The 17549-nt window shown below is 68.7% G+C and carries 15 protein-coding genes and 1 pseudogene; 15 read left to right on the top strand and 1 reads right to left on the bottom strand.

Annotated features, from left to right (window positions below):
• Window positions 1–72: 72 nt before the first annotated feature.
• From A9W99_RS08960 to A9W99_RS08890, 15 genes are all read left to right on the top strand, one after another.
• The gene (locus tag A9W99_RS08960; RefSeq protein ID WP_067375928.1) at window positions 73–1629 is read left to right on the top strand and encodes a UDP-N-acetylmuramoyl-L-alanyl-D-glutamate--2,6-diaminopimelate ligase; all 1557 of its coding nucleotides are present in this window, start codon (window positions 73–75) and stop codon (window positions 1627–1629) included.
• The gene (gene murF / locus A9W99_RS08955; RefSeq protein ID WP_067375926.1) at window positions 1626–3161 is read left to right on the top strand and encodes a UDP-N-acetylmuramoyl-tripeptide--D-alanyl-D-alanine ligase; all 1536 of its coding nucleotides are present in this window, start codon (window positions 1626–1628) and stop codon (window positions 3159–3161) included. Before A9W99_RS08960 ends, murF begins: the two co-directional genes overlap by 4 nt.
• A complete protein-coding gene (gene mraY / locus A9W99_RS08950; protein WP_067375924.1) occupies window positions 3158–4237 on the top strand; it encodes a phospho-N-acetylmuramoyl-pentapeptide-transferase in 1080 nt (359 codons plus the stop codon). Before murF ends, mraY begins: the two co-directional genes overlap by 4 nt.
• A 2-nt stretch (window positions 4238–4239) precedes the next feature.
• Window positions 4240–5682, top strand: a complete 1443-nt coding sequence (gene murD, locus A9W99_RS08945; RefSeq protein ID WP_067375922.1) for a UDP-N-acetylmuramoyl-L-alanine--D-glutamate ligase — start codon at window positions 4240–4242, stop codon at window positions 5680–5682.
• 4 nt (window positions 5683–5686) lie between these two features.
• On the top strand, window positions 5687–7306 hold the full coding sequence (gene ftsW / locus A9W99_RS08940; protein ID WP_067375920.1) for a putative lipid II flippase FtsW: 1620 nt from the start codon (window positions 5687–5689) through the stop codon (window positions 7304–7306).
• The gene (murG, locus tag A9W99_RS08935; RefSeq protein WP_067375918.1) at window positions 7303–8538 is read left to right on the top strand and encodes an undecaprenyldiphospho-muramoylpentapeptide beta-N-acetylglucosaminyltransferase; all 1236 of its coding nucleotides are present in this window, start codon (window positions 7303–7305) and stop codon (window positions 8536–8538) included. The genes ftsW and murG overlap by 4 nt, the downstream gene beginning before the upstream one ends.
• The gene (murC, locus tag A9W99_RS08930) at window positions 8535–9989 is read left to right on the top strand and encodes a UDP-N-acetylmuramate--L-alanine ligase (protein ID WP_067375916.1); all 1455 of its coding nucleotides are present in this window, start codon (window positions 8535–8537) and stop codon (window positions 9987–9989) included. The genes murG and murC overlap by 4 nt, the downstream gene beginning before the upstream one ends.
• Window positions 9986–10927, top strand: coding sequence for a cell division protein FtsQ/DivIB (locus tag A9W99_RS08925; RefSeq protein WP_067375914.1), 942 nt, complete (start codon window positions 9986–9988; stop codon window positions 10925–10927). The genes murC and A9W99_RS08925 overlap by 4 nt, the downstream gene beginning before the upstream one ends.
• Window positions 10928–11263: 336 nt before the next feature.
• Window positions 11264–12412, top strand: coding sequence for a cell division protein FtsZ (gene ftsZ / locus A9W99_RS08920; RefSeq protein WP_067228942.1), 1149 nt, complete (start codon window positions 11264–11266; stop codon window positions 12410–12412).
• A gap of 56 nt (window positions 12413–12468) precedes the next feature.
• Window positions 12469–13176 carry a peptidoglycan editing factor PgeF gene (gene pgeF / locus A9W99_RS08915; protein ID WP_067375912.1) on the top strand — a complete coding sequence of 236 codons (708 nt, stop codon included), beginning with the start codon at window positions 12469–12471 and terminating at the stop codon, window positions 13174–13176.
• Window positions 13177–13181: 5 nt separating this feature from the next.
• Window positions 13182–13979, top strand: a complete 798-nt coding sequence (locus A9W99_RS08910; RefSeq protein ID WP_156623025.1) for a YggS family pyridoxal phosphate-dependent enzyme — start codon at window positions 13182–13184, stop codon at window positions 13977–13979.
• A 66-nt stretch (window positions 13980–14045) separates the two neighbouring features.
• Window positions 14046–14681 carry a cell division protein SepF gene (locus A9W99_RS08905; RefSeq protein ID WP_067375908.1) on the top strand — a complete coding sequence of 212 codons (636 nt, stop codon included), beginning with the start codon at window positions 14046–14048 and terminating at the stop codon, window positions 14679–14681.
• Window positions 14682–14830: 149 nt separating this feature from the next.
• Window positions 14831–15115 (top strand): YggT family protein, encoded by a 285-nt coding sequence (locus A9W99_RS08900; protein WP_067375907.1) that lies wholly within the window; start codon window positions 14831–14833, stop codon window positions 15113–15115.
• Between the two features lie 238 nt (window positions 15116–15353).
• Complete coding sequence (locus A9W99_RS08895) at window positions 15354–16166, top strand: DivIVA domain-containing protein (RefSeq protein WP_067375905.1); 813 nt, start codon at window positions 15354–15356, stop codon at window positions 16164–16166.
• Between the two features lie 140 nt (window positions 16167–16306).
• Entirely contained in the window at window positions 16307–16645 is a 339-nt protein-coding gene (locus A9W99_RS08890; protein ID WP_067375903.1) for a hypothetical protein, read from the top strand.
• 8 nt (window positions 16646–16653) lie between these two features.
• Here the strand turns inward: A9W99_RS08890 and A9W99_RS08885 are convergent.
• Window positions 16654–17352: pseudogene (locus tag A9W99_RS08885) on the bottom strand (phosphoribosyltransferase); the annotation flags it as partial.
• Window positions 17353–17549: the final 197 nt, after the last annotated feature.

Here is a 17549-nt window from a genome sequence, read left to right as displayed (position 1 = left end):
GCCTCTTGGGGCGGCGTGTCTAGGTAGGGTGTCAGGGCCGATCATGCCCGATCATCGAATAGGCGGCGCCGGATGGAGGTGGTGGTACAAGTGGTGTCGGTGCCCCCTCAACGCGCCCCCGGCGTGCTGCTGTCCGCGCTGGCCGCTCAGGTCGGCGCGGTACTCGCCGAACCGGCTGCCGTCGTTCCGGACCTGCCGGTCACCGGTGTGACGTTGCGTGCCCAGGACGTGCGGCCCGGTGACCTGTTCGCGGCCTTATCCGGCGCGACCACGCACGGCGCGCGATTTGCCGGCGAGGCGATCGAACGCGGCGCCGTTGCTGTGCTGACCGACGCCGCCGGGGTCGACGAGGTGGCCGCTGCCAGCGCCAAGCCGGTGCCGGTCCTGGTACATCCCGCGCCCCGCAGCGTTCTGGGCGACCTGGCCGCCACGGTGTACGGACGGCCTTCCGAGCGGGTGACCGTGGTGGGGATCACCGGAACGTCCGGCAAGACCACCACGACCTACCTGGTCGAGGCCGGTCTGCGGTCCGGCGGGCGGATGGCCGGGCTGATTGGCACCATCGGCATCCGGATCGACGGAGCCGACATCCCCAGTGCCCTCACCACTCCCGAGGCACCCGCGCTGCAGGCGATGCTCGCGGAGATGGCCGACCGTGGGGTGGACACCGTGGTGATGGAGGTTTCCAGCCACGCCCTGACGCTGGGCCGGGTGGACGGCACCCGGTTCGCGATCGGTGCCTTCACCAACCTGTCCCGCGACCACCTGGACTTTCACCCCACCATGACGGACTACTTCGAGGCCAAGGCCTTGCTGTTCGACCCGGCTTCGTCGCTGCACGCCCGCACCGCGGTGGTGTGCGTCGACGACGACGCCGGGCGCGCGATCGCCGCCCGTGCCGGCGCCGCGATCACCGTCAGCACCACCGACCAACCCGCGCACTGGCACGCCAGGGATGTGGCTCCGATGGGCGCCGGGGGACAGGAGTTCACCGCCGTGGACCCGGCCGGCGTGCAGCACCGGATCGGCATCCGGCTGCCGGGTCGCTACAATGTCGCCAATTGCCTTGTCGCACTTGCTATTCTGGATGCCGTCGGGGTCTCACCGGCGCAAGCTGCGCCGGGTCTGCGCGAAACCCGGGTCCCGGGGCGATTGGAACAGATCGACTGCGGCCAGGATTTCCTGGCGCTGGTCGACTACGCCCACAAGCCCGGCGCCCTGCGCGCCCTGCTGACCACGCTGCGGCAACCGGAGCGTCGGCTGGCGGTGGTATTCGGCGCAGGTGGCGAGCGCGATCCAGGCAAGCGGGCCCCGATGGGCGTGGTCGCCGCCGAGCTCGCGGATCTGGTCGTCGTCACCGACGACAACCCGCGCGGGGAAGACCCGGCGGCGATCCGCAGCGAGATCCTGGCCGGGGCTACCAAAGGCGGTGCCAAAGCGCAGGTGGTCGAAATCGCCGACCGGCGCGAGGCGATCAGGCACGCGGTCGCCTGGGCGGGCCGGGACGACGTGGTGGTGGTGGCCGGAAAGGGCCACGAGACCGGGCAGCGCAGCGCCGGGGAGGTGCGCCCGTTCGACGACCGCGTAGAGCTGGCTCGCGCTCTTGAGGCGTTGAAGGCACGCCGGTGATCGACCTGACCGTTGCGCAGATCGCCGAAATCGTCGGTGGCACGCTCGCCGACATCTCCCCGGCTGCCGCCGCGGCGACTCGCGTGACCGGTACAGTCGAGTTCGACTCGCGGGCCGTGGGGCCGGGCGGGCTCTTCCTGGCACTGCCCGGGGCGCGCTCCGACGGGCACGACCATGCGGCCTCAGCCATAACCGCCGGCGCGGTCGCGGTGCTGGCCGCGCGGCCGGTCGGCGTTCCGGCCATTCTCGTTGCGCCGCAGCCACGTACGGCCGAAGGTGGGCTGGCGGGGGTGCTCGAGCACGACGCCGACGGGTCGGGTGCGGCGGTGCTGGCCGCGTTGGCCAAGCTGGCCAGGACGGTGGCCGTCGAGCTGGTGGCGGGCGGGCTGACGATCGTCGGGATAACCGGCTCGTCGGGAAAGACCTCGACCAAAGACCTGGTGGCGGCTGTGCTCGAGCCGCTGGGTCAGGTGGTGGCCCCGCCCGGGTCGTTCAACAACGAGCTGGGTCATCCATGGACCGTGCTGCGCGCCACCCGCGACACCGACTATCTGGTCCTGGAGATGTCGGCCCGGCATCCAGGCAATATCGCGGCGCTGGCCGAGATCGCTCCGCCGTCGATCGGTGTGGTGCTCAACGTCGGCACCGCCCATCTGGGCGAGTTCGGCTCCCGCGAGGCCATTGCCCGAACCAAAGCCGAACTGCCACAGGCTGTTCCAGCATCGGGAGTGGTCATCCTGAACGTGGATGACCCCGCCGTGGCGGCGATGGCCGAGGTGACCGCGGCGCGGGTGGTCAGGGTCAGCCGTGACAGCGCAGCTGACATCTGGGCGGGACCGGTCACGCTGGACGAACTGGCCCGGCCGCAGTTCACCATGCACGCCGGCGACGTTCACGCCGAAATCCGGCTGGGGGTGTACGGCGACCACCAAGTCGGCAACGCGCTGTGCGCGGCCGCCGTCGCACTGGAATGCGGCGCCACCCCCGAACAGGTTGCGGCCGCGCTGGCCACCGCCGGGCCGGTGTCGCGGCACCGGATGCAGGTGACCAACCGGGCTGACGGGGTCACCGTGATCGACGATGCCTACAACGCCAACCCCGACTCGATGCGAGCCGGGCTGCAGGCGCTGGCCTGGATCGCGCACAGCCAGGCCGAGGACGGTCCCGCCGAAAAACGCCGGAGCTGGGCGGTGCTGGGCGAGATGGCCGAGTTGGGCGCGGACGCGATATCCGAGCACGATCGCATCGGACGGCTGGCGGTGCGATTAGATGTGTCTCGACTCGTTGTCGTGGGAACCGGGAGGTCGATGAGCGCCATGTACCACTCGGCGGTCCTCGAAGGCGGGTGGGGCTCCTGGGGCACCCAAACTGACAGGGGGGTCGTCAGCGTGCCCGACGCGGAGGCGGCGCTGGCGCTGTTGCGCGCCGAGCTGCGACCCGGGGATGTGGTTCTGGTCAAGGCCTCCAACGCGGCCGGGCTGGGTGCGCTGGCCGACGCTCTTGCTGACAGCGATGAGAGTGCGCGCCGATGAGACAGATTCTCATCGCCGTCGCCGTCGCGCTGACCGTGTCGATCTTGTTGACCCCGGCGCTGATCCGGCTGTTCACCAAGCAGGGCTTCGGGCACCAGATCCGCGAGGACGGCCCGCCGACGCACCGCAGCAAACGCGGCACGCCGTCGATGGGCGGGGTGGCGATTCTCGCCGGCATCTGGGCCGGCTACCTCGGCACCCATCTGGCCGGGATGGCGTTCAACGGCGAAGGGATCTCTGCGTCCGGACTGTTGGTGCTGGGTCTGGCCACGGTACTGGGCGGCGTCGGCTTCATCGACGACCTGATCAAGATCCGCCGGTCACGCAACCTCGGGCTGAACAAGACGGCCAAGACCGTCGGGCAGATCACCGCCGCGGTGCTGTTCGGGGTGCTGGTGCTGCAGTTCCGCAATGCCAGCGGTCTGACGCCGGCCAGCGCGAACCTGTCTTACGTGCGCGAAATCGCCACCGTCACACTGGCTCCCGGACTGTTCGTGCTGTTCTGCGTGATCATCGTCAGCGCCTGGTCGAACGCGGTCAACTTCACCGACGGGCTGGACGGGCTGGCCGCCGGCTGTATGGCGATGGTGACCGGCGCCTACGTGCTGATCACGTTCTGGCAGTACCGCAACGCCTGCGTCACCGCGCCGGGACTGGGCTGCTACAACGTGCGCGACCCGTTGGATCTGGCGCTCATCGCGGCCGCGACCGCCGGTGCGTGCATCGGCTTTTTGTGGTGGAATGCCGCGCCGGCCAAGATCTTCATGGGCGACACCGGCTCGTTGGCGCTGGGCGGCATCATCGCCGGGTTGTCGGTGAGCAGCCGTACCGAGATCCTCGCGGTCGTCCTGGGCTCGCTCTTCGTCGCTGAGATCACCTCCGTGGTCCTGCAGATCCTGGCTTTCCGCACCACCGGGCGCCGGGTGTTCCGGATGGCGCCGTTCCACCACCATTTCGAGCTGGTCGGGTGGGCCGAAACGACGGTGATCATTCGCTTCTGGCTGCTGACCGCGATCACCTGCGGCCTGGGCGTGGCGCTGTTCTATGGCGAGTGGCTTGCCACGATCGGAGCCTGAACGTGCTTGACCCGCTGGTACCCGGCGCGGCCGTGCTGGTAGCCGGTGCCCGGGTGACCGGCCGGGCGGTCGTGGCCGCACTGACCCGGTTCGGCGCGGTGCCGACGGTGTTCGACGACGACCCGGCCATGCTGCGCTCCTTCGCCGAGAACGGGGTCGAGACGGTGGACCCTTCGGCGGCGGTACAGCAGGTCGCCGAGTATGCGTTGGTGGTCACCAGTCCGGGATTTCAGCCGACGACGCCCGTGCTGGCCGCCGCGGCGACGGCGGGCGTACCGATCTGGGGTGATGTGGAGTTGGCCTGGCGGCTCGACGCCGCCGGCCACTACGGGCCGCCGCGGCGCTGGCTGGTTGTGACGGGCACCAATGGTAAGACCACGACGACGTCGATGCTGCACGCCATGTTGACGGCCGCCGGCCTGCGCAGCGTGTTGTGCGGCAACGTCGGGGATCCGGTCCTCGACATGCTGGCTGAGCCGGCCGACGTACTGGCCGTGGAATTGTCCAGCTTCCAGCTGTTTTGGGCGCCGTCGCTGCGGCCGGAGGCCGGCGTGGTGCTCAATATCGCCGAAGACCATCTGGACTGGCATCACACGATGGCCGCATACACCGCGGCCAAGGCCCGGGTGCTGACCGGGCGGGTGGCGGTGGCCGGTCTGGACGACAGCCGCGCCGCCGCACTGCTGGACACCGCACCGGCGCCGGTACGGGTCGGCTTCCGGCTGGGCGAGCCGGCTCCCGGCGAGCTCGGTGTGCGCGACGGTCAGCTGGTGGACCGCGCCTTCGCCGATGATCTGGCGCTGTTGCCGGCCGCGTCGATACCGGTGCCAGGCCCGGTCGGAGCGTTGGACGCGCTGGCCGCGGCGGCGCTGGCGCGCAGCGTCGGTGCGCCCGCTGAAGCAATCCGGGCCGCGATCTCGTCCTTCCAGGTGGGCCGGCACCGCTCGGAGTTGGTGGCCATCGCCGACGGCATCCGCTACGTCGACGACTCCAAGGCAACCAACCCCCATGCCGCGCTGGCGTCCGTGCTGGCCTATCCGCGGGTGGTGTGGATAGCCGGTGGTCTGCTCAAGGGCGCCTCGGTGGATGCCGAGGTGGCCCGCATGGCCGGCCGGCTGGTCGGCGCGGTACTCATCGGCCAAGACCGCGCGGTGGTTGCCGAGGCGTTATCACGACACGCGCCGGATGTTCCCGTCGTCCACGTTGTTACAGGCGAGGATGTTGAGATGCATGCGACTGCTGTGGTTCCTGTGACAAAAGTTGACGATTCGGGGCGAACTATCGGCTCTCGCGTGATGGCGGCGGCCGTAGCCGCGGCCCGCGACCTGGCCACAGCGGGTGACACGGTGCTGTTAGCGCCCGCCGGTGCATCGTTCGACCAGTTCACCGGCTACGCCGACCGCGGGGACGCCTTCGCGGCCGCTGTACGCGCGGCGATCCGGTAGGCGCGTGGGTATCGCGCTGACCCGGCTGGTGCGCCGGGGCAAGAAAGACAACGACAGTTCACCTGACGACTCAGCGGACACCTGTGAGCCCGCCGAGGACGCCGCTGCACCGACGGACGATTCGCCGGACAAAGAACCCGAGAAACCCGAAAAGATCGGTCCGCGGAGGCGATTCGGCGCCTGGCTGGGCCGGCCGATGACGTCGTTCCACCTGATCATCGCGGTCGCTTCGTTGCTGACGACGCTCGGCCTGATCATGGTGCTCTCCGCGTCCGGGGTGCGCTCCTACGGCGACGACGGGTCGGCGTGGGTGATTTTTGGCAAGCAGGTGCTGTGGACGGTCATCGGGCTCATCGGCTGCTACGTCGCCCTGCGCATGTCGGTGCGGTTCCTGCGGCGGGTCGCCTTTAGCGGCTACGTCGTCACCGTCATTTTGCTGGTGCTCGTGCTGGTACCGGGGATCGGCAACCTGGCCAACGGCTCGCGAAAGTGGTTCGTCGTAGCGGGACTGTCCATGCAGCCGTCGGAATTGGCGAAGATCGCGTTCGCGATCTGGGGCGCGCACCTGCTGGCCGCGCGGCGGATGGAACGCGCGTCGCTGCGCGAGATGCTGATTCCGTTGGTGCCGGCCGCCGTAATTGCGCTGGGGCTGATCGTCGCCCAGCCCGACCTCGGGCAGACGGTGTCGCTGGGCATCATCCTGCTGGGGCTGCTGTGGTACGGCGGCCTGCCGCTGCGGGTCTTCGGCAGCTCGCTGGTCGCCGTCGTCATCGCCGGTGCCATCCTGGCGATGTCCGCCGGTTACCGGTCTGACCGGGTGCGGTCCTGGCTGGATCCCGAGATGGACCCGATGGACACCGGCTATCAGGCCCGGCAGGCGAAGTTCGCGCTGGCCCACGGCGGCATCTTCGGCGACGGTCTCGGTCAGGGCGTGGCCAAATGGAACTATCTGCCCAACGCCCACAACGACTTCATCTTCGCCATCATCGGCGAGGAACTCGGCCTGATCGGCGCGCTCGGACTGCTAGGGCTGTTCGGCTTGTTCGCTTATACCGGGATGCGCATCGCGCGCCGATCGGCCGATCCGTTCCTGCGGCTGCTCACCGCCACCACCACGCTGTGGGTGCTGGGCCAGGCGTTTATCAACATCGGCTACGTGATCGGCGTGCTGCCGGTCACCGGTTTGCAGCTGCCACTGATTTCCGCCGGCGGAACATCGACGGCCACAACGCTTTTCATGATCGGCATCATGGCCAACGCGGCTCGCCACGAACCGGAGGCGGTGGCCGCGCTGCGGGCCGGACGCGACGACAAGATGAACCGGCTGCTGCGGCTGCCGCTGCCGGAGCCGTATGCGGCGAGCCGCCTCGAGGCGTTCCGCGACCGCAAGGGCAACCGCTCGCAACCGGCCTCGAAAGCGGGTAAGACGGCGGCCAAACCGCCCCGACCGCCCGTCCGGCGGACTGCCCGGGAGTCGGGCCGCCCCGTGCGATCGGCCGCACCTCGTACGGCTGATCGGGCGGGCTGGGGGCATCATGGATCTGGCCAGCGCCATAGCAGTCACGGGGCCGGCCAGCGTCAGACACGGCGCGTTCGCGCACTGGAAGGTCAACGTTACGGGTGAACGACACGGTCAGGGAGCCGGCCGGCGGGCTGGGGACACCCCACCACGGCGAAGCCACACCAGGCTCTTTGGGCTCTTTGAGTTCCGCACCGGCATCTCTCTCAGTGGTGCTTGCCGGAGGCGGTACCGCCGGCCATGTCGAACCGGCAATGGCCGTCGCTGACGCCCTGAGCGCCCTGGACCCGCAAGTCCGTATCACCGCGTTGGGCACCGCGCGGGGGCTGGAGACCCGGCTGGTGCCCGAACGCGGCTACCACCTGGAACTGATCACCCCCGTACCGTTGCCGCGCAAGCCCACCGGTGACCTGGCCCGGCTGCCGTCGCGGGTGTGGCGCGCGGTGCGGGAGACCCGGTCGGTGCTCGATGCCGTCGACGCCGACGTGGTCGTCGGCTTCGGCGGGTACGTGGCACTGCCTGCCTACCTGGCGGCCCGGGGGGTCCCGGGCCGCCGGAGCCGCGTGCCGGTGCTCATCCACGAGGCCAACGCCCGGGCTGGTATCGCCAACCGGGTCGGTGCCCGCACGGCGGACCGGATCCTTTCCGCCGTGCCCGATTCCGGGCTGCGCCGCGCCGAGGTCGTGGGCGTACCCGTCCGCGCCGCCATCACCGCCCTGGACCGCGCGGCATTGCGCACCGAGGCGCGTGCGCACTTCGGCTTCGCCCCGGACGCGCGGGTGTTGTTGGTGTTCGGGGGTTCGCAGGGCGCGGTGTCGCTCAACCGGGCGGTGTCGGCGGCCGCGGCCGAGCTGGCTGCCGCGGGCGTGGCCGTGCTGCACGCCCACGGACCCAAGAACACCCTCGAGCTGCGCACTCCGGAACCGGGTGATCCGCCGTATGTGGCGGTGCCCTACCTGGACCGGATGGACCTCGCCTACGCCGTCGCGGACCTGGTGATATGCCGGTCCGGCGCGATGACGGTCGCCGAAGTGTCGGCCGTGGGCCTGCCGGCCATCTACGTCCCGCTGCCGATCGGCAACGGCGAACAGCGGCTCAACGCGCTGCCCGTGGTCAACGCCGGTGGCGGCATGCTCGTCGCCGACGCCGACCTGACACCCGGCCTGGTGGCCCGCGAGGCGGCCGGGCTGCTCACCGATCCAGCGCGGCTGGCCGCGATGACGGCAGCCGCCGCGCGGGTGGGACATCGCGACGCTGCGCGCCAGGTGGCACAAGCGGCGCTGGACATAGCCCGCAAGGGCCGGCGGTCGCCGCGCCTGGCCCGGAGGCCGCAGTGAACACCGAGCAGTTGCCCCCCGAGCTGCAGCGGGTGCACATGGTGGGGATCGGCGGCGCGGGCATGTCCGGCATCGCCCGCATCCTGCTGGACCGCGGCGGGTTGGTATCCGGATCAGACGCCAAGGAGTCGCGCGGCGTGCACGCGTTGCGGGCCAGGGGAGCGCTGATCCGGATCGGGCACGACGAGTCGTCGCTGGACATGCTGCCCGGCGGTCCCACCGCCGTCATCACCACCCATGCCGCCATTCCCAAGACCAACCCCGAGCTCGTCGAAGCCCGCCGCCGCGGCCTTCCGGTGGTGCTGCGGCCCGCCGTGCTGGCCAAGCTGATGAACGGGCGCACCACGCTGATGGTCACCGGCACGCACGGCAAGACGACGACGACCTCGATGCTCATCGTCGCGCTGCAGCATTGCGGGCGGGATCCGTCCTTCGCGGTCGGTGGGGAACTGGGTGAGGCCGGTACCAACGCCCACCACGGCAGCGGTGACTGCTTCGTCGCCGAGGCCGACGAAAGCGACGGTTCGCTGCTGGAATACCGGCCACACGTCGCAGTGGTCACCAACATCGAGTCCGACCACCTGGACTTCTATGGCAGCACCGACGCCTATGTCGGCGTGTTCGACTCCTTCGTGGAGCGGCTCGCGCCCGGCGGGGCGGTGGTCGTGTGCACCGACGACCCGGGGGCCGCCGCGCTGGCCCAACGCTCGGCCGATCTTGGCGTGCGTGTACTGCGCTACGGCTCGTCGGGAGACGACTTGGCCGGCACGCTGCTGTCCTGGGAACAGCAGGGCACCGAGGCCGTCGCGCACATTCAGCTGGCGGGCGAGCCCGTGCGGGTGATGCGGCTGTCGGTGCCCGGCCGGCACATGGCGCTCAACGCGCTGGGCGCCCTGCTGGCCGCTGTCGAGGTCGGCGCGGCCGCCGACGAGGTGCTCGACGGACTGGCCGGTTTCGAGGGCGTGCGACGCCGATTCGAACTGGTCGGCAGCGCGGCCTCGGTGCGGGTATTCGACGACTACGCCCACCACCCGACGGAGATCAGCGCGACGCTGGCGGCCGTGCGCACTCTGCTCGAACAGAGCGACGAGGGCCGGTCCGTCGTGGTCTTTCAGCCCCACTTGTATTCGCGGACAAAGGCTTTCGCCGCGGAGTTCGGCCGGGCGTTGAGTGCCGCCGACCAGGTGTTCGTCCTGGACGTCTTCGGCGCGCGCGAACAACCGCTCGCCGGCGTCAGCGGTGCCAGCGTCGCCCAGCACGTCAGCGCGCCGGTGCGCTATCTTCCGGATTTCTCGGCAGTCGCCGCAGAGGTGGCCGCCGCGGCCGGCCCCGGCGACGTCATCGTCACGATGGGCGCCGGCGACGTCACCATGCTGGGACCGGAGATCGTAACCGCGCTGCGGGCGCGGGCCAACCGAAGCGCGCCCGGCCAGTCCGGGGTGTTGCGATGAGCGAGCCCGCCGACCAGATCGAACCGGTCGGGGGCGACTCCACCGGCGACACCGCCGCCACCGAGCCGGTCCCCGCCGATGACGGCCAGGCGCAGGACGAAACGGCCGAAACCGAAGCCGAGGTCGAGGGGCCACGGCGGCGGGCGCGACGGGAGCGAGCCGAGCGCCGCGCCGCGCAGGCTCGCGCCACCGCGATCGAGCACGCCCGCCGGGAAGCCAAGCGCCAGGCCCGCGTGCACCTGGTCAACGAGCCGAAACCCGTTCAGCGAGGCGTTGTTCGGGGCCTCAAGATGTTGCTCTGGACGGTGCTGCTGGTCATTGCCGGCGTCGGGCTGGCGCTGATCCTGTACTTCACGCCGGCGATGTCGGCACGCTCCATCATCGTCACCGGGACCGGGGCGGTCGCGCGCGAGGAGGTTCTCGACGCTGCACAGGTGCGCCTCGGGACGCCGCTGCTGCAGATCAACACCAGCCAGGTCGCCGACCGGGTGGCCGCGATCCGGCGGGTGGCCAGCGCGCGGGTGCAGCGTCAGTACCCGTCTGCACTGCGAATCACCATTGTCGAGCGAGTTCCGGTGGCGGTGAAGGATTTTCCGGACGGTCCGCACCTGTTCGACCGCGACGGCGTCGACTTTGCGACCGCTCCACCGCCGGCGGCGCTGCCCTATCTAGAGGTCGACAATCCCGGGCCGAGCGATCCGGCGACCAAGGCGGCGCTGCAAGTGTTGACCACGCTGCATCCAGAGGTCGCGGGACAGGTGGGCCGCATCGCGGCGCCGTCGGTGTCATCGATCACGCTCACCCTGTCCGACGGGCGGGTGGTGATCTGGGGGAGCACCGATCGCGCCGAAGAGAAGGCCGTCAAGCTGGCAGCGCTGTTGACGCAGCCCGGGCGCACCTACGACGTGTCCAGCCCAGACCTACCGACCGTCAAGTAGTCAGGTTCGGTCGTCGCGCGGACGTCACCGACCCATCCGTCGAGATCGAAGCGCGAATGGGGCCAGCTGCAGCGTCACCCTGAGGCGCCGGAGCCGAAACCCGTCACGCCAATCACTAAAAATTCGCCCGCCGCGTGTCGGCGCGCCTGCAGGGTTAGCCCGCGTCCTGCCAATACGGTTCTGGTTACGCGGAACTACTTGACATAACTCTAACTCTATGGTTGAGGTTGAGGGTTTGCCAAGCGGACACACCGTAGACAGCAGAGAGAACACCGAACGGGAGCAGCCCCGGCAGAGACGGGGAAGGACAGGCCCACCATGGGAGGAAAACACATGATGACCCCCCCGCATAACTACTTGGCCGTAATCAAGGTCGTGGGCATCGGTGGAGGTGGCGTCAACGCCGTCAACCGGATGATCGAACAGGGCCTCAAGGGCGTGGAGTTCATCGCGATCAACACCGACGCGCAGGCGCTGTTGATGAGCGATGCCGACGTCAAGCTCGACGTCGGGCGCGACTCCACCCGCGGGCTGGGCGCCGGCGCAGACCCCGAGGTCGGGCGCAAGGCCGCCGAAGACGCCAAGGACGAGATCGAAGAACTGCTGCGTGGGGCCGACATGGTGTTCGTCACCGCCGGCGAAGGGGGCGGAACCGGCACCGGCGGGGCACCCGTCGTCGCCAGCATCGCCCGCAAATTGGGCGCGCTGACCGTCGGCGTCGTCACCCGGCCGTTCTCGTTCGAGGGGAAGCGGCGCAGCAACCAGGCCGAAAACGGGATCAACGCGCTGCGGGAAAGCTGTGACACCCTGATCGTGATCCCCAATGACCGGCTGCTGCAGATGGGCGACGCGGCGGTGTCGCTGATGGATGCCTTCCGCAGCGCCGACGAGGTGCTGCTCAACGGTGTGCAGGGCATCACCGACCTGATCACCACGCCCGGGCTGATCAACGTCGACTTCGCCGACGTCAAGGGCATCATGTCGGGGGCGGGCACCGCGCTGATGGGTATCGGCTCGGCCCGCGGTGAAGGCCGCTCGCTCAAAGCGGCTGAGATCGCGATCAATTCGCCGCTGCTGGAAGCGTCGATGGAGGGTGCCCAGGGCGTGCTGATGTCCATTGCCGGTGGCAGCGACCTGGGCCTGTTCGAGATCAACGAGGCGGCCTCGCTGGTGCAAGACGCCGCTCACCAAGACGCCAACATCATCTTCGGCACTGTCATCGACGACTCGCTCGGCGACGAGGTGCGCGTCACCGTCATCGCGGCCGGCTTCGACGCCGGCCCCGGCCGCAAACCCGTGGTCGGTGGCAGCGCCGGGGAGAAGGGCGGGGCGCACCGGATCGAGACGGCCAAGGCCGGCAAGCTCACCTCGACGCTGTTCGAGCCGGTGGACGCGGTCAGCGTGCCGGTGCACACCAATGGCGCGACGCTGAGCATCGGCGGCGACGACGACGACGTCGACGTGCCTCCGTTCATGCGTCGCTGAGGCTCACTGAGGTCTGTGGGGGCCATTGATGCGCGCCGAATCCGGATACTGGGCATGTGAGCGTTCGCATCCGGCGGGTGACCACCACCCGGGCGGGCGGCGTGTCGAAGCCGCCCTTCGATACCTTCAACCTCGGTGACCATGTCGGTGACGACCCGGCGGCAGTTGCGGCCAACCGGGGCCGGCTGGCCGCCGCCATCGGTTTGGCTGCCCACCGGGTGGTGTGGATGAACCAGGTACACGGTGACCGGGTAGCAGTGGTCGACGGGCCACGGGATGCTGCGGTTGACGGCACCGACGCATTGGTGACCACCACGGCGCGACTCGCGCTGGCGGTGGTGACGGCCGACTGTGTGCCGGTGTTGCTGGCCGACGCGCGTGCCGGCGTGGCGGCGGCCGTCCATGCCGGCCGGGTCGGCGCGCAGCGGGGCGTCGTCGCGCGTGCGGTGGAGGCGATGCTGAGCCAGGGCGCACGGACCGAGGACATTTCGGCGCTGCTCGGGCCGGCGGTCAGCGGCCGCAACTACGAAGTGCCCGCGGCAATGGCCGACGAGGTTGAGGCCGCGTTGCCGGGCAGCCGCACCACAACCGCTGCGGGGACCCCCGGGCTGGACCTGCGGGCCGGAATCGCTTGCCAGTTGGGCGATTTGGGTGTGGCGTCGATCGATATCGATCCGCGCTGCACGGTCGCCGACCCGACTTTGTTCAGCCATCGCCGGGACGCGCCGACGGGGCGGCTGGCGTCGCTCGTCTGGATGGAATGACCGTAATGGCGGCGGAGCTGGCGGCGTCCCGTGACGATAATGGCGACCGCGAATCGGAATTGACGCATGCGCTGGCGGCTGTGCGATCCAGGCTCGCGGCGGCGGCGGAAGCGGCGGGCCGCAATGTCGGCGAAATTGAACTTCTACCCGTTACCAAATTCTTTCCGGCAACCGATGTCGCAATTTTGTCCAGATTGGGTTGCCGGGCCGTTGGTGAATCGCGCGAGCAGGAAGCCAGGGCGAAGATTGCCGAACTTACCCGGCTTTGCACGGCATCTGCGCGCATCGATACGCGAGATATGCGAAATATTAACTGGCACATGGTAGGCCGGATTCAGCGGAACAAGGCGCGGTCATTGGCCGGCTGGGCGCACACGGCGCATTCGGTGGACAGCCGACAGTTGATCACCGCGCTGGACCGCGCGGTCGTTACGGCGATGTCCGATGGCCGTCGCGAGCACCCGCTGCGGGTCTACGTTCAGGCCAGCCTCGACGGCGACGTGTCCCGCGGCGGCGTGGACGTCACCGCTCCCGGGGCGCTCGACCAGGTCTGCGCACAGGTGCAGGAGTCGCGCGGTCTGGAACTGATCGGGCTGATGGGGATACCGCCGCTGGACTGGGACCCCGAACAAGCGTTTGACCGGCTCCAATCCGAGCATCAGCGGGTGCTGGAAGCCCACCCGACCGCCGTCGGGCTGTCCGCGGGGATGTCCGACGATCTGGAAATCGCCGTCAAACATGGTTCGACATGTGTGCGTGTCGGTACCGCGCTATTGGGCCCGAGGCGGTTACGGTCACCGTAATTAGTCACTGTAGTCACACCTTCATCACAGACACCAATACTCCCAGGGGCTAGAAGGGGTCACGCAATGAGCACACTGCATAAGGTCAAGGCCTACTTCGGTATGGCGCCGATGGACGACTACGACGACGAGTACTACGACGACCGCGCCCCGTCCCGCGGATATTCCCGGCCGCGATTCGACGACGACTACGGCCGTTACGAAGGGCGCGACTACGAGGACCCGCGCCGCGAGCCGACTGACTACCCACCGCCCAGCAGCTATCGGGGCGGCTACGGCGAGGAACCTCCATTCCGCGCCCGCGAGTTCGACCGCGCCGACATGAGCCGACCCCGCTTGGGGTCGTGGCTGCGCAACTCCACGCGGGGCGCGCTGGCCATGGACCCACGACGCATGGCGATGATGTTCGAGGAAGGCCACCCGCTGTCAAAGATCACCACGCTGCGGCCCAAGGACTACAGCGAGGCCCGCACCATCGGTGAACGGTTCCGCGACGGTACCCCGGTCATCATGGACCTGGTTTCGATGGACAACGCCGACGCCAAACGGCTGGTCGACTTCGCAGCTGGCCTGGCCTTCGCGTTGCGTGGCTCATTCGACAAGGTGGCGACCAAGGTGTTCTTGCTCTCACCCGCCGACGTCGACGTCTCCCCCGAGGAGCGGCGCCGGATTGCCGAAACCGGTTTCTACGCTTACCAATAGACGCAGACGCCGGCCCGTTGCAGGCCGGCACCCCGGCGAGGCGCTCTGCTTGCCCGACGGCTCAGATGTGTGTCGACCTCCTGAGTCGGTACGCTGAAAATCGTCGCGAGGGCGGCTATTGACATCTCATCGTTAAGGTCGGGTCATCGGTGCTGTTCGTTAAGATCCTTGGGTTTGCGCTGTTCTTTTTCTGGGTGCTGCTCATCTTCCGGATTGTCATCGAGTTCATCCGCTCATTCAGCCGCGACTGGCACCCCACCGGTATCACTGTGGTGATCCTGGAGATCATCATGTCGATCACCGATCCGCCGGTGAAACTGCTGCGCAGGCTGATCCCGCAACTGACCATCGGCGCGGTCCGCTTCGACTTGTCCATCATGGTGCTGCTGCTCGTCGTCTTCATCGGCTGGCAGGTGGCGCTGGGCCGGACGTGAGTTGGGCTTTCGCGGCGGTGTCGCGGAGAGTCGTTTCGGGCACGGTTCGGCGACAGTTCAGGGCGCGCGATTTCAAATCTAAGAACACGGAATTTAGAGTTTGAAATTCGTCCTTATTTATTGGTCCAATCAGCAACCGGCGGGTCTGGTGTGACAGGATGGGCGGCAGTTGCACGATGGCTGCCAGACCGTTCTACACTTTCCAGAGCGTTTGACAGGAACTCGAGGGGAACGAACAATGCCGCTTACACCAGCTGACGTCCACAATGTGGCGTTTAGCAAGCCTCCAATCGGCAAGCGCGGTTACAACGAAGACGAGGTCGACGCCTTCCTCGACTTGGTGGAGAACGAGCTGACGCGGCTTATCGAAGAAAATGCAGATCTGCGTCAGCGAATCGCGGAGCTGGATCAAGAGCTCGCCGGGGGGGCGGGCGCTGGTGCGGCTTCTCTTTCCGCGCAGCCGACCCAGGCAATACCGATCCCCGAACCCGAACCCGAGCCTGAACCGACCCCGGCACCGGTGGCCGCTCCGGTTGCGGCCGCGGCCGGGACCAACGAGGAACAGGCGATGAAGGCCGCTCGGGTGCTGGCTCTGGCGCAAGACACCGCCGACCGGCTCACCGGCACCGCCAAGGCCGAGTCGGAAAAGATGCTGGCCGATGCGCGCGCGAATGCCGACCAGATTCTCAGCGAAGCCCGCCACACCGCGGACACCACGGTTGCCGAGGCCCGGCAACGCGCCGAGGCGATGCTCGCCGACGCCCAGACGCGGTCCGAGAGTCAGTTGCGTCAAGCCCAGGAGAAAGCCGACGCCCTGCAGGCCGATGCCGAACGCAAGCATTCCGAGATCATGGGAACCATCAACCAGCAGCGCACGGTGCTGGAAGGCCGTCTCGAGCAGCTGCGGACGTTCGAACGCGAGTACCGCACCCGGCTCAAGACCTACCTGGAATCTCAGCTCGAGGAACTCGGTCAGCGCGGATCGGCGGCTCCGGTCGATTCCACCGCGGACGGCGGCGGGTTCGACCAGTTCAGCCGGGGGAACAACTAGGCAGATGGTGGCGACCCGCACCGCCCGGCTCTGCCGCGCTTGCGATCGCCACTGGACCCCACATGTGCCGGACTGCACGGTTGGCACATCAGAGCTGTCCTGAACGAGGACAGTCCCGCTCGTCGGCCGGAGGGTAATCGATGTTGATCATTGCGCTGGTACTGGCCCTGGTTGGGCTCGTCGCGCTGGTGTTCGCGGTCGTCACAAGCAATGAGCTGGTGGCCTGGGTATGCATCGTTGCCAGTGTTATCGGGGTGGTGCTGTTGATCATCGACGCGCTGCGTGAGCGCCGGGCGCGCGCCGCAGGTGATGACGGCGAAGACGACGGAGAGCGAGCCGGCGAAGGGGACGACTACGTCGACTATCCGGAGGAGCTCACCGACGCCGACGAAGAGACCGCTGCCGGCGAATCGCATGAGGAAGCGGATGGCGATGCGACCCAGCAGTCGGCAATCAGCCGCGACGAGGGATCCAAGTAGTAGCCCGCTTAGCCACCGCCCGTTGGGGTGGCCAGGAATTCGCGCACCTCGTCATCGGTGACCTGGTGAAAGTCACGGTAGACCTGCCCGACGGCCTCGAACGCCGGCGGCATCGTGGCGCACACGACGTCGTCTGCTTCGCGGGCGAGCTCGCGGCAAGCTGAGGGCGGCCCGACCGGGACCGCGACAGTTATCGATTCGGGGGCGGAGTCGGGGCTGGCGGCCCGCAAAGCGCGGACCGCCGCCAGCATGCTGGCTCCGGTGGCGATGCCGTCGTCGACCAGGATCACGGTCTTGCCATGCGGGTCGGCGAGCGGCCGGCCATCCCGGTAGGCCTGCTCGCGTCGCTGCAGCTCCGTCGTCTCGCGGGCTATCACCGCGCGCACCTGCTCGTCGCTGACGTGCAGGCTGGACACCACATTGTCGTTCATGACGACCCCGCCGCCGCTGGCCAGGGCGCCCATGGCCAGTTCTGCCCACCCCGGTACCCCGAGCTTGCGGACCAGGAACACATCCAGCGGGGCCCGCAACGCGGAAGCGACCTCCCAGCCGACGGGAACACCGCCGCGAGCCAAGCCCAGAACCAGCAAGCCGTCCCTACCCCGGTACGAGGCCAGCTCCTCGGCCAGCACGCGGCCCGCTTCGCGGCGGTCGCGAAAGGTGCGCTCCGACGTCCGCCGCAGAAAGCCGCTCGGTGGGTTCATGGGGACTCCTAGCCATCAAGCCTACGTCCGGGCCAGTGTTGCGAGGGGGCTTCTCGCCGGGCTTGTCATCTGGCTTGGTCACGAACCGGGATCGGACGTGGTGTCTGGGTTGGTGTACGCGGGGGTGTCCGAGGGGGTGTCTGAGTTCACGACATAGGTGACAGATGAGTCGAGTCATGGGTGACACCTGGGGTGATGGC

Origin of the sequence: Mycobacterium sp. 1164966.3, from assembly GCF_001665395.1 — a bacterium.
Taxonomy (GTDB): Bacteria; Actinomycetota; Actinomycetes; order Mycobacteriales; family Mycobacteriaceae; genus Mycobacterium.
The sequence above is the reverse complement of the archived record's forward strand: the minus strand, read 5'-3'. Positions and strand labels throughout refer to the sequence as shown.